This window comes from Bacteroides sp. ZJ-18, from assembly GCF_011038705.2.
Taxonomy (GTDB): Bacteria; Bacteroidota; Bacteroidia; order Bacteroidales; family Bacteroidaceae; genus Bacteroides; species Bacteroides hominis.
Window position 1 is genome coordinate 4,691,407 of record NZ_CP072198.1, and the last position, 26,027, is coordinate 4,717,433.

The 26,027-nt window shown below is 37.5% G+C and carries 23 protein-coding genes; 8 read left to right on the forward strand and 15 right to left on the reverse strand.

What is annotated here, in order from left to right; all coding sequences use genetic code 11:
* Nucleotides 1-28 precede the first annotated feature (28 nt).
* Genes G7Y45_RS18960 through G7Y45_RS18970 form a run of 3 tightly spaced genes read left to right on the forward strand, consistent with a single transcriptional unit; the run spans nucleotide 29 to nucleotide 1,726 of the window.
* Nucleotides 29-469, forward strand: a complete 441-nt coding sequence (locus G7Y45_RS18960; RefSeq protein ID WP_165016596.1) for a hypothetical protein — start codon at nucleotides 29-31, stop codon at nucleotides 467-469.
* A 13-nt stretch (nucleotides 470-482) separates the two neighbouring features.
* Entirely contained in the window at nucleotides 483-953 is a 471-nt protein-coding gene (locus G7Y45_RS18965; protein ID WP_165016595.1) for a hypothetical protein, read from the forward strand.
* A gap of 11 nt (nucleotides 954-964) precedes the next feature.
* Nucleotides 965-1,726, forward strand: a complete 762-nt coding sequence (locus G7Y45_RS18970) for a hypothetical protein (RefSeq protein ID WP_165016593.1) — start codon at nucleotides 965-967, stop codon at nucleotides 1,724-1,726.
* A 65-nt stretch (nucleotides 1,727-1,791) separates the two neighbouring features.
* Here the strand turns inward: G7Y45_RS18970 and G7Y45_RS18975 are convergent, their stop codons facing one another.
* The 3 genes from G7Y45_RS18975 to G7Y45_RS18985 all read right to left on the reverse strand — a co-directional run bounded on the left by G7Y45_RS18975 (nucleotide 1,792) and on the right by G7Y45_RS18985 (nucleotide 8,373).
* Nucleotides 1,792-4,557 (reverse strand): caspase family protein, encoded by a 2,766-nt coding sequence (locus G7Y45_RS18975; protein WP_032539545.1) that lies wholly within the window; start codon nucleotides 4,555-4,557, stop codon nucleotides 1,792-1,794.
* A 3-nt stretch (nucleotides 4,558-4,560) separates the two neighbouring features.
* Nucleotides 4,561-6,663: a WD40 repeat domain-containing protein gene (locus G7Y45_RS18980; RefSeq protein WP_022010977.1), complete on the reverse strand. Its 2,103-nt coding sequence runs from the start codon at nucleotides 6,661-6,663 to the stop codon at nucleotides 4,561-4,563.
* Nucleotides 6,664-6,927: 264 nt separating this feature from the next.
* Complete coding sequence (locus G7Y45_RS18985; RefSeq protein WP_165016731.1) at nucleotides 6,928-8,373, reverse strand: CCA tRNA nucleotidyltransferase; 1,446 nt, start codon at nucleotides 8,371-8,373, stop codon at nucleotides 6,928-6,930.
* Between the two features lie 153 nt (nucleotides 8,374-8,526).
* Here G7Y45_RS18985 and G7Y45_RS18990 point away from each other — a divergent pair, with 153 nt between their 5' ends.
* The 3 genes from G7Y45_RS18990 (at nucleotide 8,527) to G7Y45_RS19000 (ending at nucleotide 11,305) form a co-directional block, all read left to right on the forward strand.
* A complete protein-coding gene (locus G7Y45_RS18990) occupies nucleotides 8,527-9,369 on the forward strand; it encodes a hypothetical protein (protein ID WP_165016591.1) in 843 nt (280 codons plus the stop codon).
* A 149-nt stretch (nucleotides 9,370-9,518) separates the two neighbouring features.
* Nucleotides 9,519-10,346 (forward strand): AAA family ATPase, encoded by an 828-nt coding sequence (locus G7Y45_RS18995; RefSeq protein WP_005808164.1) that lies wholly within the window; start codon nucleotides 9,519-9,521, stop codon nucleotides 10,344-10,346.
* An 8-nt stretch (nucleotides 10,347-10,354) separates the two neighbouring features.
* Nucleotides 10,355-11,305 carry a DUF4435 domain-containing protein gene (locus G7Y45_RS19000; protein WP_032539548.1) on the forward strand — a complete coding sequence of 317 codons (951 nt, stop codon included), beginning with the start codon at nucleotides 10,355-10,357 and terminating at the stop codon, nucleotides 11,303-11,305.
* 134 nt (nucleotides 11,306-11,439) lie between these two features.
* Here G7Y45_RS19000 and G7Y45_RS19005 read toward each other — a convergent pair whose 3' ends face one another.
* Together G7Y45_RS19005 and G7Y45_RS19010 are read right to left on the reverse strand one after the other, a co-directional pair.
* Nucleotides 11,440-11,880, reverse strand: a complete 441-nt coding sequence (locus G7Y45_RS19005) for a cold-shock protein (protein ID WP_032535454.1) — start codon at nucleotides 11,878-11,880, stop codon at nucleotides 11,440-11,442.
* A 356-nt stretch (nucleotides 11,881-12,236) separates the two neighbouring features.
* Nucleotides 12,237-13,205 carry an ImmA/IrrE family metallo-endopeptidase gene (locus tag G7Y45_RS19010; RefSeq protein WP_241159026.1) on the reverse strand — a complete coding sequence of 323 codons (969 nt, stop codon included), beginning with the start codon at nucleotides 13,203-13,205 and terminating at the stop codon, nucleotides 12,237-12,239.
* Between the two features lie 395 nt (nucleotides 13,206-13,600).
* Between G7Y45_RS19010 and G7Y45_RS19020 the strand changes: the two genes are divergently transcribed.
* Together G7Y45_RS19020 and G7Y45_RS19025 are read left to right on the forward strand one after the other, a co-directional pair.
* Complete coding sequence (locus G7Y45_RS19020; RefSeq protein ID WP_022010983.1) at nucleotides 13,601-14,176, forward strand: type IV toxin-antitoxin system AbiEi family antitoxin domain-containing protein; 576 nt, start codon at nucleotides 13,601-13,603, stop codon at nucleotides 14,174-14,176.
* Complete coding sequence (locus G7Y45_RS19025; RefSeq protein ID WP_022010984.1) at nucleotides 14,176-15,057, forward strand: nucleotidyl transferase AbiEii/AbiGii toxin family protein; 882 nt, start codon at nucleotides 14,176-14,178, stop codon at nucleotides 15,055-15,057. Before G7Y45_RS19020 ends, G7Y45_RS19025 begins: the two co-directional genes overlap by 1 nt.
* 626 nt (nucleotides 15,058-15,683) lie before the next feature.
* Here G7Y45_RS19025 and G7Y45_RS19030 read toward each other — a convergent pair.
* From G7Y45_RS19030 to G7Y45_RS19075, 10 genes are all read right to left on the reverse strand, one after another.
* Nucleotides 15,684-16,805, reverse strand: coding sequence for an ISAs1-like element ISBf9 family transposase (locus tag G7Y45_RS19030; protein ID WP_065739790.1), 1,122 nt, complete (start codon nucleotides 16,803-16,805; stop codon nucleotides 15,684-15,686).
* 307 nt (nucleotides 16,806-17,112) lie between these two features.
* Nucleotides 17,113-17,829, reverse strand: coding sequence for a CpsB/CapC family capsule biosynthesis tyrosine phosphatase (locus G7Y45_RS19035; protein ID WP_032539549.1), 717 nt, complete (start codon nucleotides 17,827-17,829; stop codon nucleotides 17,113-17,115).
* 3 nt (nucleotides 17,830-17,832) lie between these two features.
* Entirely contained in the window at nucleotides 17,833-18,942 is a 1,110-nt protein-coding gene (locus tag G7Y45_RS19040) for a glycosyltransferase family 4 protein (protein WP_233481194.1), read from the reverse strand.
* A 7-nt stretch (nucleotides 18,943-18,949) separates the two neighbouring features.
* On the reverse strand, nucleotides 18,950-20,125 hold the full coding sequence (locus G7Y45_RS19045; protein WP_032539550.1) for an O-antigen polymerase: 1,176 nt from the start codon (nucleotides 20,123-20,125) through the stop codon (nucleotides 18,950-18,952).
* The gene (locus G7Y45_RS19050; RefSeq protein WP_165016104.1) at nucleotides 20,119-21,111 is read right to left on the reverse strand and encodes a glycosyltransferase family 2 protein; all 993 of its coding nucleotides are present in this window, start codon (nucleotides 21,109-21,111) and stop codon (nucleotides 20,119-20,121) included. Before G7Y45_RS19050 ends, G7Y45_RS19045 begins: the two co-directional genes overlap by 7 nt.
* Nucleotides 21,108-21,881, reverse strand: a complete 774-nt coding sequence (locus G7Y45_RS19055; protein WP_206265645.1) for a glycosyltransferase family 2 protein — start codon at nucleotides 21,879-21,881, stop codon at nucleotides 21,108-21,110. The genes G7Y45_RS19050 and G7Y45_RS19055 overlap by 4 nt, the downstream gene beginning before the upstream one ends.
* A complete protein-coding gene (locus tag G7Y45_RS19060) occupies nucleotides 21,859-22,836 on the reverse strand; it encodes a glycosyltransferase (RefSeq protein WP_186992911.1) in 978 nt (325 codons plus the stop codon). The genes G7Y45_RS19055 and G7Y45_RS19060 overlap by 23 nt, the downstream gene beginning before the upstream one ends.
* Nucleotides 22,837-22,843: 7 nt before the next feature.
* Entirely contained in the window at nucleotides 22,844-24,178 is a 1,335-nt protein-coding gene (locus G7Y45_RS19065) for an oligosaccharide flippase family protein (protein ID WP_165016111.1), read from the reverse strand.
* A gap of 15 nt (nucleotides 24,179-24,193) precedes the next feature.
* Nucleotides 24,194-25,015 carry a glycosyltransferase gene (locus G7Y45_RS19070; protein WP_032541242.1) on the reverse strand — a complete coding sequence of 274 codons (822 nt, stop codon included), beginning with the start codon at nucleotides 25,013-25,015 and terminating at the stop codon, nucleotides 24,194-24,196.
* Nucleotides 25,012-26,025, reverse strand: a complete 1,014-nt coding sequence (locus G7Y45_RS19075; protein ID WP_032541241.1) for an NAD-dependent epimerase/dehydratase family protein — start codon at nucleotides 26,023-26,025, stop codon at nucleotides 25,012-25,014. Before G7Y45_RS19075 ends, G7Y45_RS19070 begins: the two co-directional genes overlap by 4 nt.
* Between the last annotated feature and the right edge of the window lie 2 nt (nucleotides 26,026-26,027).

Genomic DNA, 26,027 nt, shown 5'->3' on the forward strand with positions numbered 1-26,027 from the left:
AAACGCTTAAACATAATAATATATAAACATGAAAAAAGTATTATTTCTTATACTTGGATTAGTTATCACGCTTTCCATTAACGCCCAGGTAAAAATCGTTTCTCCACACCCAGACATCAAAGTAAAGTTTCTGAGATGTATTGAATCAGGTGGAACAGCTGTTTTAGAATTCACTATAAATAACATTTCGGATCAAGATCAAAAGTTTACCATATCAGGTTATAGTAACTATTCAACCTCATACGATGACGAAGGAAATGTATATCGTGGAGGAAATATTCAGATCTCAGATCAGAATTATCATGCAGTTAGTATTGTCTTCCCTAGCAATATTCCGGTCAAATGCAGACAACATATAGAGAAAGTAAGTCAATATGCAACTGAATTTTCTAAAGCAACTGTAGGAATCAACTTTGGAAAAGGATATAAACAAATAGAATTTTTCAAAGTTCCTATAACACGAGACTAAATCAAAACCAACAATGAAAAGAATATTATATTTTGCCTTATTGATTTCAATGGCAGTTACTATAAATGCTCAAGTGAAAGTAATCTCCCCTCATCCTGATATCAAAATCAAGTTTCTCCGATGTAAAGAGGCAGGTGGAACTGCAACTTTGGAATTCACTCTCACCAATCTTTCAAGAAAAGATATCATCATTTACATGTGGGGAGCAGAACCCACCAGAACCACAAAGATATACGATGACGAGGGGAATATCTATGACACAGATGAACAAGTAAATATACAAATAGCTAACGGCCCCGCCAGTAGTTATATGAAGTGTACAGAAAATACATTCCCGGCAGATATACCTGTCAAATGTAAAGTAGCTATCAACGGACTTGATGAATATGCAGCAGAACTATCAAGAGTGATCATAGATATGCTTGTTGTCAACGGAACCAATAAAGATATTGAGTTCAAAAATGTTCCTATTATACGTGATTAGTAAACATAGTTATGGCCATTTTTTTTGATCCCCAAATTGGAATACCAAAAGATTCGTCTACACTGAATGAATTAAATTCGTTCAGCAGGAATGAACTTTTTTCACCTTTCGATAATCCGTTTGCGCAACAAACAGATTCTGTTCTTTATGTTCCGTCGGTTTCTCAAATCCTCCACAGAGAAGATCACACTTCCACCTTGTGGATAGACAAACGACTGGAAGATAGCTCTAAAATAACTCTGGATACTTTCAATCGAGCTTTTGCTGACACGTTTCGAAAACATATACATGATAATCTTACGCCTATCAATTACCCCAAATATCCTGAACGACTGGACTTTTCCATGTTAATTAATCCGTTAGGTAAGATTTTTGAGACAGAAATAAACTGCTCCGTCATTCAGTGGTTGCGATACCAACATGGGATTGAGATGCCAGATTATTACAATCAAGTAAAGCCTAACACCCAATGTTGGTATATGAATGTAGATCTCAATAAGTCATCCAACCACCAGTTATCTACTATTGCCATCGGTACAGCATTAGAATTAATAATAAAGTGCCAGAAAGAGTTACCCAATGAAATAGGCAGTTCATCTTCCGATTTTTTTTGCATCTGGAAAGATATAAGGAATAAACGAAATGCGGCCTCACATCCGGGAGTAGTTAATGAAAAAGATTTTATTGAATTCTACCATTCCTTCTGCGAACTGATAACCAAAGGATGGTTTACCAGATTAATGGATCTAAAAACTAAATTGAAACCGCAATAAATAAACAGGAGGATATCTCTGTCTTAAAGATATCCTCCCATTTTCTAACATCACTATTAACTTTACTAAGGAATTTCTGTTACCGGAGTCTCCAACTTAATGTTTTCCCATCCCACCCATGTAGGAGAAACCATACATTGCGGCTCCTGAATTTTATCGATCAAGGCAGTAGCACGTTTCACTGCAACACTGGTTCTTTCGAACAGCTCTTTCATAGAAAGGTTACCTTTAGCGTCACGGATCGTCTTTATCAGGAAATACGTATAATATCCCTGCTTCTTTTCATGGTAAACACTTGAAGTCTGATCGCCACTGCTGGACGAAAAACTCAATGTGTTTCCTTGCGGCAATCCCACTTTCGGAACAACACGCACGCCCTTCTGTGCCAATAGCGGAGCAGCACTCTTATAACCACCGCTAAAGCAAGCATCGAGGAATACATAAGCCCCCTTCACCGGATAAGTAGCCAATTTTTTATACAGTCCGGACAATGAAATACCCAGACGGATATTCTTACCTGTAATATCCACCGGAAGTAAATAAGGCTCCTTAGTAGCCTCGTCATTATTTCCATGACCGGAATAATAGAATATCAGTTCGGCTTGCGGATCGGTGCTTGCCATGTTCACCAACCAGTCAAGTTGTTCGTGCATCATACCGGCAGTAGCATTCGGCACCACCTTGATCTGCCCGTCGGGTACCCCAAAGGTACGTACGCAATATTCACGGAACAGCACAGCATCATTTACGGCATAAGGCACATTAATTTCAGCATTGGCACCGGTCATACTATAATCCTCATTACCGATAATCAAAGCATAACGGTGGCGGTTCACAGCTCCCACAGGGACATCCTCCATCAACTCACTCTTGAAACTCAGCGAAAAGTCTTTCACATTCACCTTCCGTGCAGCCACATTTCCACTCAGATTGATAGAAGCGGCAGAAGACAGGTAATCTCCCACTTTCACTTTATAAGCCTCGTTCAGGAAAGTTGAACGGGTAGACTCCGTTACCGCCAACATTACGGCCACGGAATCTTCATCAAAACGCTTGTTCACCAGAAAGCCGTAATCGAGCACAGCCACATCCCCCGGAGCAATACTATCAATTGTCATTTCCGGAGAATCGGTAGTAAATATGTTCTTCGGCAATGTGAAATTCACCTTCACCTTACGCGCAGTCTGTGTTCCAAAGTTTTGCAAGGCAACCGTCAGCTTTCCGTTTTTACCCAAAGTAATAGATGTACCCTCAGACGCAAAGAACTGATGGTCGGCAATGCGCAAACGAGGCATTGCATATTCCTGAGTATTCACAATCAGCTCCGAAGGATCGGCATCAAATCCATTCGCTTCGAATGCATAAATGTTGATCTTAGCCAGGCTCGTGGGCAACTCTTTCTTTGCAAGATAACGGAATGTATACTGTTTGGACTTCCCGGCCGGAATATTGCCTCCGTCCAACTCACGCGGACCGTCGAAATACTGATCATATCCCTGCTGCTCAGCCAAACGGATACGTATATTATACGCATCTCCTTTACCTTGGTTCTCAATGGTAAACTGCAAAGCGAAACTCTCTCCGGCATCAATTACCTTATTATTATTGGCATCCGTAAACTGATCCATCTTGATTACCAACATGGCCGGTTCCACAGGTACCGGAACAGACTCCTGCTCCTGAGCTATATTTTCAGTCTTCTTCAACGCCTCTTTGTAAGCAGCCAGTCGGGAGGGAAAAGCGGTATAAGAAGCTCCGTCCTGAACTATCTTAGAAAGCACTTCATATTCCGGTTTCATATCCATATACTGATATACGCCTGCCAGTCCCTGCATATACAATTTGGAAGAAGGATCTTTCTGCAATATCTTCAGGAAAAGATCTTTAGCGTCCATCAGATAGCCCGATGCGCGCTGACGTACCAATGCATATTCAGTATCGTTGGCAATGGTAGCCCCATTGTTTACGATCTCCGTAGCACAATTGAAGTTGGCACGTGCCACACCAGTCATCAATTCAAAACTCTCGGGATGAAGTGCATACAAGCGTTTGTAGATATCCAGTGCCTCCACATTCTTTCCCTGCCGTTCCAGAATGCGGGCCTTGATAGGCAATACCTTATCATTATTCGGATCCACAGCCAGAATGCGGTCAATCGCACCAATCAACTTTTCCATATTATTGGTGGCGATATGTACATTCACCAGATTATACAAGAAATCGAGTGACACCGGATATTTGGCAATAGCCTGTTCCAGCACGCGTTCCTGATCTGCATATTTCTTCTGCTTCTGATAAATCATGTTCATATAAACATAACAGTCCTTCTGCTGAGCTTCCGTACCGGTATTAAGATACTCCTGAAAATACCTCAGCGCCTGTTCGTTCTTCTCCAGATTAAAGGCCGATACCGCTGCATAGTAAACCACCGAAGCATAACGGTTATCTTTCGGCAACAATTCACTGCGGAACAACTGCATCTGCGGCATATCGATATATGCAGCGGCAAAATCCAATGCTTTAGCCGGCTGTTTCTGTTCCGAATAATATACCGCCCCATTCAGCAGATAAGGATACAATGCCTTTAGCCTATTCTTTGCTCCCCCTATATACTGACCGTTATTCGGTGCCTCCACAACCTTCATGAAATTCGCGTAACTGTCCAGCAGATAGTCATACATAGCCGTTACATTCGTTCCTTTATCGCGCTCGCTTTCAAAAAGCACATACTGTTGGTTGGCACGCTTAGAAGCGGAGGACGCATCCTGCGCCCCCACTTTACCGGCCATAACAACAGTGAGAATGATTGTCAGTAAAAAAAATCTTTTCATCGTTTATTGTTGAAATGCATCCATAATTACAAACTCTACATTGATCTTGCGGAATTCTCCACCACGTTCTTTAGCTACTTCCACATGATATTCGTAGTCGTTCTTCGTATTACCTAATGTTGTCACATTCTTTTCGATATAACTCTTCACACCGGCAGCACGCATCAGTGCCAGCTGTTCGTTCTGTGTGATTCCGGCAGCCTTGGTCACCGTGATATTGTCGAGATTGCCATCTTTGTAATATGGCTCGTCCACGAACTCTCCGTACCGTCCGTCATAAGCCAGGCGTCCACGAATCGGAGCCGCATCGGCCGAACCGGTAATAATCACTTTCACCTGCTTACCCTCTGATAAATATTTGGAGAAATCGCCTTCAAAAGCATTCTTGATAATCTTCATCAAAGACATGGCGGCATTTGAGCGTTCAATGTTATAACCACCGGACGGGAAGTCTTCCTTAGCAGAAAACTCTTTATTGATCACCTCATACTGATAACCCACTTTATAATTGAGAATTTTTTTGCCGTTAGCATCCACACCCGGAATAACCTCTGTCTTCACATTGATCTGTGTGTTATCGGTAATCAGTTTATCCTGCTTTTTCTCTTCGATCACCTGTTCCTTTATTTCGGCCAATTGTGCTTCCTCACGGGTAGCCTGCTGCATGATTTCCAGAGGGACAAAGTTTTCATCCGCTTCCAAAGCAGTCAACTTTGTCCGTCCGATATTGTCATAGATATAAACCTTGTTGGTCGTTTCGTTGGTAACCTCCACATAGGCCAGCTCAAATTCATCTTTATCATTCAGCACATATACGGCATTCGAGAATTTCATTTTACCTTCCTCAAAGTCCCCTGCCTCGTTAGCCGGAACTTCCAATCCGATAGACGGCAACCCCTTAAAACCGATATTCAACATATTATTAGCAGCATCATATCCATCCACAAAAGGATTATCCATTGAGATACGGTCACCCGCCAATGCCGTAGCAACTTCCTGAGCAAACAACTGCTGCTGTTTAACACGGGTTTCATCGTTCACACGGATAGCATAATCCTCCATCGATTCTCCCTGCATCATCTTCACCCATTCATTCATCTTGGCGTCTACTTCCTTACCCATAATCTTTCCATAGAATGGGTTCAGCCCGTTCGCATCCCAGAAGACCATTTGCTTCGTACGATTGGTTAGCATGAATACCTCGCTATTCTGATTGTTCTTAAAGAAGCGTCCACCGGTAACACCGCCTATAGGATCTACAATCTCCTGCTCTATGACACCATTCTTCAAGTTGATGATCTCGATATTCTTCCCATCTTTTACCACACTGATGTATTTTCCTTCGGGATGGAATGACGGAGAACTAAGCGTTCCCCCCAACTTATCGAAGATGTCCACCTTATCCCAGTTTTTCGTATCGATAATGGTCAGGTGATTATCCTCCGTGGTTACTGCCAGCAACGAAGCATCCGGAGAGAAAGTCAGTTCTTTGACAACTGCCGACATAGGAATCGCTTTTCTCAACTCCTTTGTCTGGAAGTTCCAAATATTAATCGTCTGTCCTGTCCCTGCTGCAATAAAATAATTGTTCGAACTCATAGCCAGTGCAGTAGCCGGAGCATCTCCCTGGATATAAGCCAATGGCATATATTCTTTCGTATCATAAATAACGATTTCCCCTAACGAGTTACCTACAACGAAACTACGGGCATCGGTAGCATAACACATGGATACCGGCAGCGGTTTGGCTTTCAATTTTTTACGTTTCTCTTTCAATTCGAAAAGCTTCTTATTCCTGTCACGAAAAGAGTAAATGCTTACCGGATTCTTCGCTCTCAACACGGCGATAGAACTTCCCGTCGGATTAAATACGATACGCTCAATTTTGCGTAAATCATTAATCGCGATATCGCGCATGGTATACAACGATCCGTCAGACAAATAAGCAGTACAAAAAGTCGTGTTATCAAACGCATTAATCTTTTTCTGAGAATCAAACCCCCTTTTTTCTACAACTTGTGCCATTGCTTGTCCGCAGAACATCGCGGTGACAAAACAAAAAGCAATCCCTCTGTAAGTGTAAAATCCACATTTCATCCTATTCATACCTTAAAATGATTTAGTTTATGTTTAATAGTGTTTTGCAAAATAAGCATTAATTCTGCAATCTATCACAAACAGAAACTCCTTTTTTTTCATTTCCCGTAAAGTTTAGTTGTTAATACATAGAAATGAAAAAAGAATAGACAGAAAGACTGTAGAAAAAGAGCAGGTTTGTAACGGTTTTCCGTTACAAACCTGCTCTATAGCATACATTCCCTTTCCTTACGTGATTAGTCGGAAATCGAAAAAGACAAAAACTTATTGCATTTATTCATCCACGTTTCGTACGGGATTCAATCCCATTTTCTTAGCTTTTTGAAGCATAAATGAATAAGCAGCCTCGTATTCATTGGGAATCACTCCGTCCAAAATAGCATCTTTTATAGCACTTTTTAACGACCCCACTTCCTTGCAGGGTCCCAGATTAAACACCTCCATAATCTCTTCCCCACTCACAGGCGGCTGAAAGTTACGGACACGGTCTTTCTCTTCCAAATCTTTCAACTTCCGGCGAACCAGCTGGAAATTATTTAGAAAGCGCTGTTTACGTTCCGTATTCTTTGAAGTAATATCCGCCTCACAAAGTGTCATCAGGTCGTCTATGTCATCTCCGGCTTCAAAAAGCAGACGACGCACGGCCGAGTCCGTCACCACATCATCCGCTATCACGATGGGGCGCATATGCAGGCTTACCATCTTTTGCACATACTTCATTTTCTCGTTCATCGGCAACTTCATCCTCCTAAAGATATTCGGAATCATCTTTTCGCCTATGAAATTATGATTATGAAAAGTCCATCCCGCCTTCGGTTCCCAGCGTTTAGTCACCGGTTTGGCGATATCATGTAACAAGGCAGCCCAACGTAACCAAAGGTTATCTGTCACCTTGCTGATATTGTCGAGCACTTCCAGCGTATGATAAAAATTATCCTTATGGGCACGCCCGTTCCGGGTCTCCACCCCTTGTAAAGCCACTAATTCCGGAAAAATCAACGCCAACAACCCACTTCTGTCCAAATCGATAAAACCTTTGGAAGGGATAGGTGAAAGCATTATTTTATTCAGCTCGTCCGCAATGCGCTCACGTGAAATAATCTCAATCCGTTCCCGGTTACGGCAAAGAGACTCAAATGTATCGTCATCTATGTAAAAATTCAGTTGGGTAGCAAAACGGATACAGCGCATCATGCGCAAGGGGTCGTCACTGAACGTTATGTCCGGATCGAGAGGAGTACGAATGACCTTTTCCTTCAAATCATTCATGCCTCCGAACGGATCGACCAGTTCCCCAAACCGCTCCTTATTCAGGCAGACAGCCAGAGCATTGATCGTAAAATCCCGGCGGTTCTGATCGTCTTCCAACGTTCCATCCTCCACAATCGGCTTGCGTGAATCCCGCTGATACGATTCCTTCCGTGCTCCTACGAATTCCACCTCCGTTCCGTGATATTTCACTTGTGCCGTGCCGAAATTCTTAAAAACAGAAACATGCGCACCCCGTCCCAGACGTTTACCCAACGCCTCGGCCATAGCAATGCCACTCCCCACTACAACAACATCTATATCTTTAGAGGAACGCTGCAGAAAAATGTCGCGGACATATCCGCCCACCACATAACATTCCAATCCCAACATATCGGCCGTCTCCGAGATCTGTCCGAAAATGGGTTCACTGAAATGCTGCTTCAATTCCTCCTGAGTCAACTCTATCATCTTCATTTTTCTTTTTTACAGTGATTGAAGGTGGTAGTCTGTTACTAACACCTTACAGTTAATTAGGCCGCAAAGGTACAACTTTTCGCTCTTCACTTTCCACTCTTCAGTCTAAATTTGTATTTTTGCCCTTTCTAAGTAAAGAACAACAAAATGAAAAAACTGATTGTCCTGGCATGTACATTGTCACTGCTGACTGCTTGTGGTGACAACATCGAGAAGAAAGCGGGTGAAAAGCTTGCAGCTGCCCGCGCAGCTTTTGAACGCAACGACTACAACGAAGCCAAGTTGCAGATCGACAGTATTAAAATTCTGTATCCAAAGGCATTCGATACCCGTAAAGAAGGTATCAAACTGATGCAACAGGTAGAACTGAAAGAACAGCAAGAAAGCCTTATATATCTGGATAGCATGCTACAAGTCAAACAGCAAGAGTTCGAAGCTATCAAGAATAAATATACTTTTGAGAAAAACGAAGAATATCAAAAAATCGGTAACTACTTTTGGCCTACCCAAACCGTAGAGAAAAATCTGCATCGTTCCTTCCTCCGCTTCCAGGTGAACGAACAGGGAGTAATGACACTGACATCCATCTATTGCGGCCCAAGCAATATCCACCACGTAGCAGTCAAAGTGATAGCACCAGACGGAAGTTTCGCTGAAACCCCTGCGTCCAACGACAGCTACGAGACTACCGATCTGGGAGAAAAAATCGAAAAAGCCGACTACAAAATGGGAGAAGACGGCAACGTCCTCAGTTTCCTCTACATGAACCGCGATAAAAAGAATATCCGTATAGAATATATCGGTGAACGTAAATTCACAACGACCATGACTCCGTCCGACCGAGAAGCACTCGTCGGCACTTACGAGTTGGCCAAATTACTTTCATCCATACGTCAGATTCAGCAAGAGAAAGAAGAAGCCAACCTGAAAATCGAATTTGTGAAAAGAAAAATGGAACAGAAAGCCCAAGAAGAGGTTGCGGAAAAATAAATTTTCCTTTTTTCATAAGTCGCTCAGTGGGGCGACTTATGAAAAAAAGTTTCTACTGAACAAATATTAAAAGAGATTGGTTATCTTTGCAATGACAGCCTTTATTAAAATCAAGCTGATAAACAGTAAGTAATTATAAAACAGAAGCAATGAAGATTTCGCAGATACAAATTAAAAAGATGTGGGGAAAACAGGACATCGAATGGAATCACGTAGATCCCAAAGTCAATATCCTCGTCGGTCCCAATGGAAGTGGCAAATCTACCTTTCTCCGATTTATCTACTTGCTACTTACAAGTGATATCAAAGAGCTCAATAAGCTTAAAACAGATATCTTTATTCGGTTTGATGCAGGAGGTAGCATATTATATCATGCAGACAAAAAAGATTTTAGCATAGAATTTCAAAAAGACTGGCTTTTAGACATCGAATACATCAATACATTCGACATACCGACAGCTAAGAAAAGTACTCAATCTTCTCTTATGCAAGAATTGGATATGACTATTTATCCGCTAAATAAAAACGTTTTCAATTTCATCGACTATCGTTCAAAAATCCTTAACTACCCTGAACAGTCAGAAGAAATACAAGAACGAATCTCGATGTTATTTAAAATAATCAATAGTTTTTTTGCAAGCACTCAAAAGCAGATCAGTATCAATTCAAAAAATAAAATGGTTTTCACGTTTTTAAACCAAGAAGAGGAGATAGAACCGGAACAGCTATCCTCAGGAGAAAAACAATTGTTACTCATATTGCTCAAGGTATTTTTAAAGGAAGACAAACCGTTCATTCTGTTAATGGACGAACCGGAACTATCCCTTCACATCGAATGGCAAAGACGATTAATTGAAGCTATACAAATTCTAAATAAAAATTGCCAGATCATTCTTTCAACTCATTCACCGAGTATCTTTGCCGATGGATGGGGAGATAAATTAGTATTTATGGAGGATATCGTCAAACCGATATAAAAAGAGAAATGACACCAAGCAAAAAAGCTTATTATGCAACTGTAGCACAAAACTACAAAGCCTCACTGTTGTTGAATGGATGTAAAGCTGTCATCCATCTGGAAGATAAAAACGATATTATATTTTGGAATAAAATATTTAAAGAGGCATGTCCTCAATACAATTTTTATTTTATTCCCTACAGCCGCTCCCAATCTGGAAATAAAGCTACGGGAAGTTCCACTTGTCTTATTTTCAAAGATTTCCTCGACAGTAAGATGGCGATTGCCATAGACAGTGATTTACACTATTTAATGCAAGAACCAGATATAGATGCCAAGCATTACATACTACAGACTTATACTTATTCTTTCGAAAATCATCTTTGTTTCACAGATCGTTTAGCTGCGTTACCTATATTGACCTGCGGATTTACAAATAGCATTTTTGACTTTAATAAGTTTTTGTTGGCATACTCAAAAGAGATTTATCCGTTATTTCTTCTTTTCTTATATGATCACAGACAAAAGGAAAGGAAATTACCCAATGCTGACTTTTTCAAATTACTGTCATTCCCCTACAGCAACAATAGAATAGATGACAATGGAGACTATATTATTACCACTCTTCATAAAAGAGTCACTCCCCCAATATCCTATTTAAAAAGTATTTATCCCAATTATGATGAAGCAGTAGAGAAAGCCAAATACAAACGCCTGGGACTTACAGAAGAAAATACCTACTTATATATTCGTGGACATAATCTATACGATTTGATTACAAAATTAGGAGAAGAAATATGCAATATATTGAAAAGAAACGAAAAAAAACGTCTGTCAGAAGCGGGCGAACACGACAAAATAGAAACTATTTATCAGAGAAAAGATACATTTAAAAAGAAGCTCCTAAATGCCGATCTTTATTTCACCTATCCTGAGATAAAAAGATGTGTTCAAGATATTCGATCAATATGGCCTTAAATATACAGAAGCTGAAATAAAAACGAAAAGTAACAATCACTTACCAATATGGCCCCAATAATTGAGTTATCAATTATTGGGGCCATATCCATTATTATTATCCGTGATAATTACTTATTTCGGAAGCCACTTTGCTATTCAGTCACTATTGATATTCGTACAGCGTTCATTCCACGCATACCGCGCTCTATTTCAAATGTCACTCTATCACCTTCAGCAATTGTTGCTGGGGCAGAAGAGATATGGAAGAAATACTTTTCGCCATTATCCGTATCTTTCACAAAACCATAGCCTTTCGCAGCATTAAAATACTCGATACGCCCCATGTGAGGAGTCACTTCCACATCCTCTTGTTTGGGTACAGAAACCTCGATATGAGATGCATCTACTTCTTCCTCAATCCGTTCCTGCGGCACTGAATGCAAAACACCGAACTGGTCTACATAAGCAATCATATCCTCAAAAGAACTTGGACCGCTGCTTTGGCGTTCCTCTTTACGTTGTTGCTTCTCCTTACGTTTCTGCTCCTTTAGCTTCTCCCGGTCACGTTTACTTGTTGTTATTTTTTTTACCATTCAATAATTTTATGTCTGAATCAATACTGCCTGTTCTTTTACATGTTGATTGCCGGATAGGCAGTTTTATGTCACACACACACCAATAAACAAACGATTTCATCATTATATCCAGATCATACGCTACGCCGAATGCCAGCAGCACATAGGCGCGGCTTTTATCCTGAACAAAGCAGCAAATAATGATGTCGATTGGGGAATGCCATAAGCCGCAGAATGAAGCGGAAAACAATCACGCACAAAGAAGATTTCAGTATAAACCCAATGTTAGTAACGGCAAATATACACATATTATTCGGTTATTCCTAATTCTCCGGTCCCAATCGTGATGGGACCGGAATTGCCAGATAGCGCAATCACTTAACGGCACTATCCAGATCGACCTTCTCTATCAGTTCCTGATCCTGCCAATAAGGTATTACCTTTAGATGTTGCAGCCTTCCTACTATTATGGCAGGGTGAGTACAGAACTTCTCAGCAAAGTAACGGATAGATTGAAGAGTGTAATCTCCGGATTTTATAATCTCTGCTTCTTCAGAGGGAGAAAGGAGTATTTTCGATGCAAAAGTATCAGCCTCATGTTCTTTTTCTAATTGTTTATCCGTATAGTCTATATTTTCTAAGAAAATATCTTTCTTACCATGTAGCAAAATATGACCCACTTCATGGAAAAATGAAAACCAAAATATATCATTACGTTTATGACGCCCGGAAAGTTGAATACAAGGAGTATCATTCAACCAACGAGTAGCCCCATTGATAGGAGCTTTAGGCAAACAGGGAGTATATATAAGCTTTATACCTGCTTGTAAGCAAAGTGTCTGCAAACGAATAGCAAAATCTTGTGGATGAGTAGCTATAAGAGTCTTCATTTGAGGTATAAGTTCTTTAAGAGATTTCTCTGAATATACAACGTCTTGTTCCAAATTGGCAGCTTGCAGTTCACCTTGTCTAAGCCAGGCCGAAATTGCGTAAGGTTCTTTTGTTTTGGCTAAAGAAATTCGAAAAGCAACTTTTAATTGCTGATTAAAGTAATAATCTTCCCAAGCCCGAGAAGTACTAACTCCAAAAAAAGAAAATAATTGAAAAACCTTTTCACGGACTGTTTTACAAGGAGCCAGCCAGCCTTTTTTAACCATATCCGCAATAGGGAACAACATTGCCCACTCTGCGGAATTTTGAATTAATAGTTCTCTTTTCTGCCGGGCAATATATTCGTCATAAGCACGTTGCTTATTCACCCAAATTTCTCCTTGTTCTTTCCGGCATTTACGATAGTCTTCTGCTTGTTTTCCGAGGTCTTTATCCAAGAACACTATTTCCATGCTTGAACCGAAAGTGATTATATACTAACATGATACTCAATTCATATATCAGGTTTTATCTTTAATTTGATACCGTAAAGTTCCCGTTTCTTGCTGGTTTCCCAAAGTAATTACAAACTGCCACAATCTGCTTTTATCGCTATTTTGTCCCACGACCTAATAAGAAACTTTTCATTTCGAGGTGTTGGCATTGATGTCCCACGGTGGGTACGGTTGAAACCACCTCATAATGGCACGGTCATAATTCTATCGGGCTTATCAAGAAATAATAGAAAGCCCCGCAATGAACTGAATCATGAGACGGTAGAAAATCATAGTTCAATCACAATTATTACATCAAATATACTGCATATTTTAGAATTTGTGGTAACTTTGCTGTTGATAAGAGAATTGAAATGAATATAACGGAATATATAACTCGTAATGGCGGCTACATATCGTCAGCGGAAGCCAAAAAGGTATCGCTATATGACCAATTATTGTATGGTACGAGAACCGGGCGGATTGTACGGGTGCGCCGAGGCGTATACGCACTCAATAACGGACTGGCCAAACAAATGATTGATGTTGAAACATTGGTACCAGGCGGTGTATTGTGTCTTTATTCCGCATGGTCGTACCATGAACTTACGACTCAAATTCCACAAGCATACCACATTGCGGTAGAACGTACACGACGGATAACGCTTCCTGTGTTCCCGCCTATTGAACTTAGTTTTATGACACAAAAGGCTTACGAGCTTGGGGTTGTGGAAGTGGAGATTGACGGCTTCAAAGTTAAAGTGTATGATTTGGAAAAATCGGTCTGCGATGCCATCAAGTATCGGAATAAGATTGGCTTGGATGTAAGTTCCGAAATATTCAATAACTATCTGTCACGCAAAGAACGCGACATTACCCGTCTCTATGAATACGCATCGCAGCTGCGTGTGGGTAAAAAAATTGATGAGCTGATAAAATTTATACTATAATGAGCAAGACATATACAAACTCAGGAAAATCGGTTAAGGAACGGCTGCTTAATCTGTCAATAGCGGAACACTACAATCCGCAAATGATGATTTCCCGTTATATGCAGGAACGGCTGCTTTATCGCTTGTCCATCAGCAACTACCGTGAGCGTTTTATCCTAAAGGGCGGTGCGTTGCTCTATGCTCACGACCGCTTTGAAGCCCGTCCGACCTTGGATATAGACTTTACGGCGACCCGTATCAACAATGATAAGGAGAACATCAAACGAATTATCAAAGAAATATGCAATGTAGAATGTGCTCCTGACGGAGCCAGCTATGACGCTGATACTGTAGAAGCGGAGGATATAACGGTAAACAAGGAATATCACGGAGTTCGGGTTTCTGTCGTTGCTCATCTTGATACTGCCCGTCAGCGCGTATCTATGGACATAGGTTTTGGAGATGTCGTTACTCCTGCACCTCAAGAACTGGCTTTTCCGGCATTGATTGATACCGTGCCACAGGCGGAGATAAAGGCTTACTCATTAGAGACTGTCGTTGCGGAGAAGTTTCATGCCATGATAGTGCTCTCTCTGGCCAATAGTCGTATGAAAGACTTCTTTGATGTCTATCGCATTTTGGTGACAGACAGAGCGGACGATGAAATTCTGTCGGATGCCATTAAATCCACTTTTACAAATAGGGAAACAGGTTGTCGGGAGAATCACCCCTTGTTTACCGAAGAGTTTTTCGCATCAAAAGAGCGCCAATCTTTCTGGAATGGCTTTCTGCGTAAAATAAAATACCCGGAATCCATAGATTTTCAGACTGTCGGCCTATTGATAAGAGAGCGGTTGCAACCTTATTGGGAATCACTCAGGAACGAGAGCATATTATGAATTATAAGCTTATGATTATATGAGAAAAAGAAATTTTCCCGATAATATTACTGAAGTACAGAAATAGAAAAATCTGTACGCTTGTTATCGAAATTATAAAAGCATTGTTGGCACGATTATAAATTAGAGTCAATACTTTGGTTTTACAGTAGATGTTGATGGAATTAATGCCAAAATGTCTATTGGAGAACTCTCGCAAGAGACTTGTTTCAAATGCCAAAGCTGGAGACATTCTTAATGGCTTTATAATAGATATTGAAGATAACTTCATTACTGTTGATGTCGGATTTGCTTGCAGAATTCTTAAAAGAAATCTTCGCGACTATTTCGTGAAATCAATAGATGACCATTTCAAGTTTTACACCCCAATAAAGTTACTTCGAGGCACGCAACTTCTTTTGCCAATAATAGAATTTAGCTTCATTGATTACTTCGTTCGTACAGAAATCACGAACTTTTAAACCGCTACTTTCATAGCGCGAATAGATTGATTCGAACTCTTTAAGATTCTACATAACTTTTTGGGGGCAAAGGTGGCGGAGAAAAGAGGGACAAAAAATACGGGGTAGACCGAATGCTTACCCATACAGGGCGGACGCTCAATAAATATAACATCTTATCATTTTCTATATTTTTTCAATACCAATGACTTTATCTCTTATTTTCTCATCCCATCCACATGCTTTCCTCTTTCCTGCCATTCCCAGTTTGATGTCACTCTGTTTCAATAGCATGAGTGCTAACTTTGATATGGCAGAAAAGTTGATAGCTGCATTTCCTGTTTTCCTGTCATCATCTTCTCTGAATCCTATATCAAGTACCCAATGTAGGTTATTTTCAACCTCCCAGTGTGATCTAATCGATTTGAGTATGATAATCGGGTCAGGTTCCAATGATGATATATAATACCTTGTTTCCATGACAGCCTCTTTATCCCCCATTTTTCTAATAGAATTTATCATTGCCAATGTCTTGATTCCCGTCCAGCCTTTGAGAAAATACTGAAGATTTTTAGCGCTTATGCATACACATTCTCTGTATTCACTTCTTCCATGCCCTTTGTTTTCCTCAAAGTACCTTTTTGCGTGACATAAATAGTATCTCGATTCCTCACTAAGATTAAACTCTATTATATCCCTGAGTGCTTCGTGATTATCTTTGGCACATAAAATATAGTCAGCCTTGTTCTCTATTATTAGTTTAGTGATTGATTTCTGACAGCCGATAGCATCAATGGTTATGATACAATTCTCAAGATCCAGTGTCTTTATCAGCTCGGGGATAGCTTTTATTTCATTCGATTTTTCTTCTACTTTTCTTTGCCCAAGGCAAATACCCTTAGATACAGACCAGGCACTGACCATGTAGAGTTTACTTCTCACTCCATTTTTTGAGTTACTACTTTTATCGGGATTATCACAAATGGCTTTTCCATCAATAGCTACCACTCCGGGGATTCTACGGCAGATGTCATCAACCCACAACCTGAAACATTCTTCAAACCAATCGATATCCAATATGGAGAAGAAACGGCTCAAGGTATCATGAGAAGGAATAGAAACCAAGCCCGGAAGACGAGCCTTGAAATATGATTCATGTGTTTTTCCGAATGTTTCTATTTCGTTCCACGTATCAGCACCGCAGATAACAGCGACTAGGGCGATGAACACTATTTCGTTAGACTGATATATTTTATTCTTATCATCTCTTACATCAGGAATAATAGCTGAAAATGCTTGAATGGTCATATTGCGATATGGATTTAATATAGTAAAAAACAAATGTAATGAATTATATTACACACAGACAAAAGGAGCAGGAAATATTGAAAAATACAGGGAAGGGACTACATATTTAGGAAATAATACAACCCTAATAAGATGTTATACTTATTGAGCGTCCGCCCTGTTACCCATATGTTATTTAAATATATATAAATCCAATCTATTTTTTTATTTACTGACTTCTCAACAGATTCAAAGATATTATATAAAAACAGCCGGAATCACCTGTTACAGTAATCCCGGCTGCCGCCTAAAACACGAATAACCACCGTTACCCGTTTTCCATAGCAGACCACAACAGCCTGCTGTTTCTTTCTATCTCCTGCAATTTCATCGCCAAATCGTCATCATCCTCCATCGAAAACGATTCACTATATCGCATCACCTTTGTATCCTCCCTACCCGAACAGAGATATGTATACCACTCCTTTTTCAACAACATACGGCTGTAATTCAACGCTCCGTCACCATTGTAACCGAACAAGGAATATAGATTCAGCATCAGCCTGCATCCCGATTCCCGCAAGTGCAGATAGTCTTCCGTTCCCCAATAAAGTGAACGTTCCGGTTGCATCAGAACAGGGATATAACCCGACCGGCAGATGGCATGAATCATCTCACTGAGTCCTTCCGGCTGTTTTAAAGGAGACACATCTACCAGTAACTCCTTCCCCCCTCCTATCGTCAACAAATCTCCCTTCTCCAACAAAGCCGGAAATCCTTCATCCAAACGATATCTTGCCGACAAACGCAGAGAGATATTACCGGAGTATTGCTGCTGTAAATATTGAAAGGCATCTTTCAGAAAAGAAAAAGCATTCCCTCCATTTTCCACCTTTACCGGAGGTACACAGTAGATCTGCCTGACACCTTGCTGTTCAAGATAAACCAACAATTCCAACGCCTTATCCCCAGGTAAAGCCCATGCATCCGTATTAAGTAATAAATAAGGCTGAAAATCGGTATGTACCAAAGAAGAGAGAATCATTGACTAGAATCCTAAATAATAATGTAAAGTATTAATATATCTCTCAGTTACTAATTTTATATCGAACTCACACTGCATTTTTACACGCCCAGCTTCTCCCATGATAACTCTTTGTTCCATACTCATTAAAATAATCTTCTCCATTGCGGAAACTAATGTCTCAACATCCTTGACTTTACATAAATAGCCATTTACAGTATCTTCTACAGCTTCCTTACATCCTGCAACATCCGTAGTTATCAAAGGGCGTCCCATAGCAGCTCCTTCAAGTAAGGATACTGGAACTCCTTCCCGATATGAAGGCAATACGACACAAGAACAGTTCTCTATAAAAGGTCTAACATCTGAAGTTACTCCCAAATACTCAACAAGTCCCATAGAACACCATTCTTCTATCTGTTCTTTAGGAATTGCAGTGGGATTATCAACTCCAATAAACCCCAATAAGCAGAACCTTGTATCAGGATATCTTTGCTTTATAAATTTGGCAGCTTCTACAAACTCTCCGATACCTTTATCCCACAACATACGAGCCATCAATAAAAAAGAAACATCCAGCACCATAGGTTTCTTACTAAAACGGTTTAGATCAATACCTTCTCCTGGCAACAGCCGCACTTTAGTTCTTTTTACAATCTTTTTTGAAACAAAAGTCTCTTTATCATCTTGATTTAGAAACCATACTTCTTTAGCCTTAACCAAAGCTATTTTATATAAACACTTAGCAATATACGATATTAGATTATGATTAATAAAAGTATAACCTAATCCCGTAATAATTGCAATATGTGGGATGCGCAACATTGAAGCTGCAATACTCCCATAAATATTAGGTTTTATAGTGTAAAAAAAACAAAAGTCAGGTTGAACCTTTTCCAAAATCTTTTTTATCTGAAAAATTAAAATAAAATCCCTAAAAGGATTAGTTCCTTTAGCTTTTATCTCTAAAGAGATAAACTTACACCCTAACTTCTCCAATTCTTCTTGAAATTTTATATCCAAAGGAGCTACAATATAAATAATGTAATCAAGAGAGAGCAAATCAGAAAATACCACACGTCTAAAATTATACATACTCCAAGCGGTATTTCCCATAAAAAGAATCTTTTTCATACTCTCGCTATATAATATTAGTTCTCTTTTTACAGAGAGAATGAATTAAACAAAAAACTAACACATAATATACATTCTTAAATTTCATATAAGCATAAAAATAAAAATAAAACAACATACAGAAAAACATATATGTAGCTAAAAAGAGGTATATTATGGAATCATTTCTCCTTTTATATACAATATATTGAAGTATAAACAAAGGGATAAAGAACAAAGGTCCCATAAAATTGAAAGCGGAAAATAATGTATGCAACACTGTATACATATTATATGAATCATTTAATACAAAACCTGAAACAGGATTTCCTATGGTTATTTCAGTAGTGGGATCAAAAAATTTATCAGGTAAAAATAAAGGGGTAATATGACCAAATTGTATTGGTTCCACTTCAATACTATAAGCCAAATTATAAAAATTTGGAAATATATATGAAGCTATTGAAAGAAGTGGAGATTTATCATCTCCTCCTCGTACAAATATAGAAAATAATGAAAATACTCCTAAAAGTATCAATGAGATATAAATTAAAGGTTTTAAAGATACCCTATCCTTTAGCATATAATAAAAGCAAGTAGGATACAATATTGTATCAAATATTGTAAATTTTATACCATGAAAAAAAGAGATCAGGACAAGCAATATATTCAGAATAAATCCTCCAGACAACTTTTCACCATTATGCTTTAAATATACAAAGAGACATAGTGCTGGAACATTTAAAAAATAAATATAGTTGATAATAAAGCTATCTCCAAACAAATATTCATATGCCCTTGGCGCAATAAACATGAGTTCTATTCCACCTCCTCGAAAGACACGAAGCATATTTATAATAAAAGCACATAATGAAAAAAAAGAAAAAATATAATATAACTTACGCATCTTACTTATTGAATAAACCATTTTATTCTTCCGCACTTTAACTTTTACATAATCAACAGATGCAATTGCTATAGCAAAAGAAAGAAGTGTACCTCCAAAAAGAATATAGTTTTCAAAAGCAAAATGAGGACGAGTAAAAAGAAAAGTTATATTCGTTAAATCATGCCATGATTGTAAATCAAAACTTAGTGCATAAAGTATAATAAAAAGAATAGAAGGAATAGCAAGTACTTTCTTCTCTGTAACATCTATTTTAAAATATACATAAGAGAAGATTAGAGAGATAATAGTCAGCATCTCGTAAATCGATATTTTTTATATTCCTTTACTATCTTCATTAAAAAGACATCAGGTATAAATAATTTAAGAAAGACTCCTAAAATATAGCGATTACGAGCCGATTTTCTCAATAACTTAATATTCGATAATATAAATAAGTATTTTGATTTATATGATTTCAAACGGTACACTGAATTATAGAACCATATCGAAATTAATAACGCTCTATATGGACGCTCCTCTGACAAATTTAATCTTGTTATCAATTTAGGGATAGTAATATCCTTGTAAGAAGTTATATATTTGCGAGACAAAGATAATTCATCTACATCATTATAGTAATAACTAACATTAGGATTATATACAAATAATTCTTTTTTATCCTGTGTTATCTTCAGTATCCGATAATAAAAATCCCACTCTTCAAAGTTACGTTCATTAGGATCAAAAAGCTCCTTAGGCATATTATCTTTTTTAAAACAGAGATTCCCACCTCCTACAAATAAACTCTCAATTGCCAAAGCTTTAAAAGGCTCCTGGACTAAGAAAAATGGTGGTATAAAAGATAAATATTTTAAAACTCGATTTGAAGGATATTCAACACAAGAGCTATCTAAATGTACTTTAGACGCAATCATGGAAACATCTTCAAATGTCAACAGAATACTTCTCAAATTACGAATATAACTACTATCATATCTATCATCGGCATCTAAAAACACGACATAATCTGTATTAATTTTCCTCAATGCCACATTACGCGCCTCTGCTGCACCTACATTAACAGATAAATCAATAAATGTGCAGAGAGAAATCTTCGCTTTTAGAAGAGGAAATAGTTGCATTACTATTTCTTTAGAATAATCCGCACTACAATCATCAACAATAATCAATTCTTCAGGATAATCAGACTGTTCCAATAGAGAATCTAAAGCACGATTCAAAAATTTTTCTTTATTATAAACAGTAACAATGACACCAATTGTTTTTGTTTTCGTATTCAATACACACATTTTCTTAATAGATTTAACATTTTATCCATTTTCAAAGATGTCAATATTTTTCTTATTATATAATTACGAACACAGAGCATCTGTATATAATAATTATAAAAGCATGGATTAGCTTTTATCCTTTCTCTATTAACTCCTATACCGTTTACAGAAGAAACCCCACTAATGTCATACGTTGCTATAACTTTATCAAAAAAAACATATTTGGAAAAATCGAATATCCGGCAAAAGAAATCGTAATCAGCAGCATATTTGAAAGATAAATCAAAAGGATATTTTTGTAATAGAACTGTTTTTACAAAAACAGACTGATGATTAAAAGGCATTGGATTTTTTTTAGAAGCTTTCATTTTAGGATGTATAATCTTCGAAAACGAATCACACACAACATTCACACTTCCATAAATAACATCATACTCCTCCCTGATAAATTGCACAACATCTTCTACAGTATCTAATGAATAAAATGAATCACCACTGTTCATAAAACTGACCCAATCACCTTTAGCCAGCTTTATTCCTTTATTCATAGCATCATATATCCCCCTATCTGGTTCACTCATCCAATATGATATTTTATTTGCATATTTATTTATTATCTCTATCGTTCCATCGTTACTTCCCCCATCAATTATAATATATTCTATATCAGCATAAGTCTGATTAATTACATTAAGAATTGTTTTTTCAATAGTAGTTTCGGCATTATAACAAACTGTAATAATGGTAACTAAGGGATTACTTTTCTTTCCCAGCTTCATACAATAATTCATACTGCTTATACAACATAGAAAAATTAAATAAATTATAAGAAGAGAGCTTCCCTAAATAAAATTTATAAGCCACCTGAGATCTCAAACCTCCTTTTAATCTAAAAATACACCAAAGACAAGTTTTAAAGACATCCCTAATAAAAAAAGACAAATAGACATATTTGCTAAATGTTTTCTTCTTAATAATCTGATCATAAACATCTAATACTAAAGCCGCTTTTCCAAAACCAATATGCATATTAATCAAATACTGCTTTGTTAATCTCTTAGAGGTCAATATATGATAAAAATAGATATTATCTAGAGGACATAAGCTATAACCAATACTTATCAATGCTTTAGTTAATTCAGAATCATCTCCTGCAAGCAGTGCAGTTTTTTTCCTACCAGTCAACAAAGGTTTATAATCGAGTGAAAATAATTTTAACAATGCTCGTTTATTGAAGCAACATCCAGCTCCATAAAGGTACCTTTGATCAAGTTTCTGCTTTCCTGTAGCATAAGCTTTTTTATATTCATCAAACCATATAGGTTTCGAACAATTAAAAAAATAGGGTATCCCATAACCTCCACAAGCTGCAATTCTATCATTTGTACTTAAAATACGATAGGCTGTTTCAACATAATTTTCACACAGAATATTATCATCATCACAAAATAATAAATAAGAATATCGAGATGCTTCTATTCCAGAATTTCTCGCAAAAATTAATCCTGGCTGAGATTCATAAATTAACTTTGTTTGTATTTCAGGATAAGTTTCAAAAACACTCTTTACAAGTCTATCCGTATTATCATTAGAGCAATTATCAACCACTATTATTTCATAATCAATAGAGTTTATATTTTTTTGATTTAAAAGACCTTCTAAAGTTTTTTCAATAACCCAGGAACTATTAAAACAGCAAATGATAACACTAACTCCATCCTTTATATTTTCCATCACAAAATCAGCTCTTTAATAAGTTATTAATAAGTCTAGAAAACAATAGATTTCCCCAAAATAATTCAATAAAATGCAGCAATAGAAAAGCAAAAACAATTGCCCATGTATTTGGTGCTATATATAGGCATGCTAACAAGAGAATAGGAAAAACAATATTTACAAAAATGGATAATTTAAAAAAAGGTTCTTCTTTACTACATCTTGCAAACATCGCTTGATTTATAGTTATCATATTTATACCAAATACTAATGACAAAATAAGAGATTGTTCAAATGGAAACATTCTATTAAATATAGAAAATGAAGGGAATATAATCCATATTGAAAACAACAAAAGAATTCCAACTACAACTATTAAATATGATAATCTACAATTCTTTTTATACAAATCAATAGCTTCCAATATTTTATTAGAAGCACGTAAATGACCAATTATGGCAGCTTTCGTTTTTACAAAAACTTGTCCAACTCCCATAATTGAATTTATCAAATTAGCAGTCATACTATATTGTCCAGATATCACAGGACCTAACACAGAAAATATTACAATAGTAGGTAATTGCCAATACAAATATCCAGTACACCACACAAAGCCTACTTTTAATTGCCAATTTAAAATTTTACGAATAAACTTTTTGGATGGTATTTTAAATATAAAGTTTATAAAAATAGCCTTATAAGGCATGAAAAGAACAATAAGATTTACTAAAAAGCTAATCACAGAGAAAGAAATTATACTTAATAATCCATAATCAAAAAATAAAAGTCCAACAAAAAAAAGACTACTAAATACTTGTATTACAAATCTAACCTTATAAATCATCTTCAATTCTTGAATACCCTCAAAAAAGAAATTAACAGGATAGAACAATAAATTCAACGAAAAAAAAGAAATAAAAACAGACCATGGAAAAAACCACTCCGAAGAGACTATGTTAATTGCACCATCCTTCATAATAAAAATTCCAATAGGATAAACTATCAACATGCATAATAAAGCTAAAAGCATATACCAAAAAAAGCCCAGCCTCATGGTCTCCACTATATTATCGATCCCATCAGAACACCCCTCCAATCTTTTATTATTAAACCAAACTTTATTCATTTCATAAGAGATACCTTGTATGAGGGTATGAGAAAAACCAACTTCAGCAATTTGCTGTAATCCTGCAATTGAGAAAAAAAGATAATAAAACCCTTGTAATTCAGGGGTTAATTTTATCGAAATTAAATATAAAGATACAGGAGCAAACAAGATACGCCATACAGTACCAAGCATTGAGTACATGATAACCTTGTCTTGCAAAAAATAAGTTTTAAGAACTCCCAATATATTCATATCTATGTCATATAATTATTTCAACAAATATTTAACAAATCCTTTCTTCTTATTTTTCAAATATTTAAGAAGCATACTTACTATAATTTTATAGCTATATCCATAATTAATGCACGAAAAAAGAATACGTGGAATATATTTAAAAAAGATTTTTTCAGATTCTGCACTCCAAGAAATATTACCCCACACATTCTCTAACATTACCTCCTTCACCACACACAATTTACCCTTTCCACCAACATATAATGAGTAAAACAATGGAGATGCCAAATTAACATTAAGATTTACAGAAACAGCTTCCAGAAACAACTTTCGCGAGTAAATCAAACAACTAATAAACATTAACGAGGTCTCGGAACAATGCCAAATATCAGAAATTCCAACTTTTCCATCTTCGTATACCTCCTTACACCCAGCACTGATTGCAGAAGTAAAACCAGAATATCCTTTTTGACCTTCCACATAAGCTTCATGGTTTAAAAAGACCAATGCTGGTTCGTTGCTGATTCCTCCTAAAGCTTTAGTAACAATCCCAGTTCTATATATATCATCATCTCCCATGAACCAAATATATTCACCATTAGCCCTTTTACAAAGTTCTATCAAATTACCAACAAGACCCAAGTTTGTTGAATTACGATATATGAAAACATTTTCATTATCTAATAGACTATGTTGGCATACCTCTTCATAGGTAATATCTGTAGAAGCATTATCTCCTATAATAACTTCAATTTTTTTTTCGCAAAAAGATAATTCTAACTCAAGGAAATCTAACAATTTAAGGAGTTTTTTACACCGATTATAAGTAGGAATTAATATTGACAATACTATCATAGTTTTAACCAATTAATCATCAACTCTATCCCTGCTTCTTTCGATACCTTCGGTTCCCATCCCAAAATCCTTGTAGCTTTTTCAATATCCGCCACGAAAACCTTCTGATCACTCTCCCGCCAAGGTAATTGAGTATAGATCATCTCAATATCAAGTTTATTCTCAAGCAAATCAAACAGTTCCAACAAAGAAAGACTATTTTCTATACCACCTCCAATATTAAACACCTCGCCATAAGCTTTGTCAATGTCCTTTGCTGTAAAATACAAATTCACAACATCCTCACCATGAAGAACATCACGGACCTGTTTACCGGTACCCGAGATTGTAAAAGGTTCTTGCAAAGTATGGTTCTTGATCTCCAGAGCTTTCTGACAGAACCAGCCAATCCACCCCTGATCGTAGGTAGCGTGCTGATTACTGCCGTACATGGAAGAATGACGGAAAACAATCGTCTTTAAACCATAGATACGATGGAAGTCCAGCAGGTATTGATCGGCACAACCCTTCGAACAACCGTAAGGAGAGTGAAAATCCAAAGAAATCGATTCAGGAAAGCCATTAGGGTATTCTTCGCAAACATAACGGGTAGACTCTTCCCTGAAATGCAAATACTCAAAATCACCGTAAACCTTATTCGTCGAAGAATACAGGATTACAGAATCCGGAGAATACTTACGGACAGCATCCAGTAAATTGAATGTTCCCAAAGCATTTGTTTCGTAGTCCAACCGAGGATTGGAGATGGAGGTGGTCATCGCAACCTGGCCCGCCAAATGAAAAATATAATCCGGCTGCACCTCCTTTATTACCGTTTCGACATCGTTGGTATTGCGGGTATCATAAGGATAATATGTAAAGTCACCTTTCGTACGTAACCACTCAAGATTTGAGCTGCTGCCATAACGAAATAAATTGTCCAAGACAAAGAGTTCTTCACCTCTCTTTAGCACCTCCGCTGCAAGATTGCTCCCTATAAAACCGCATCCGCCGGTTATCAAATACTTCATAG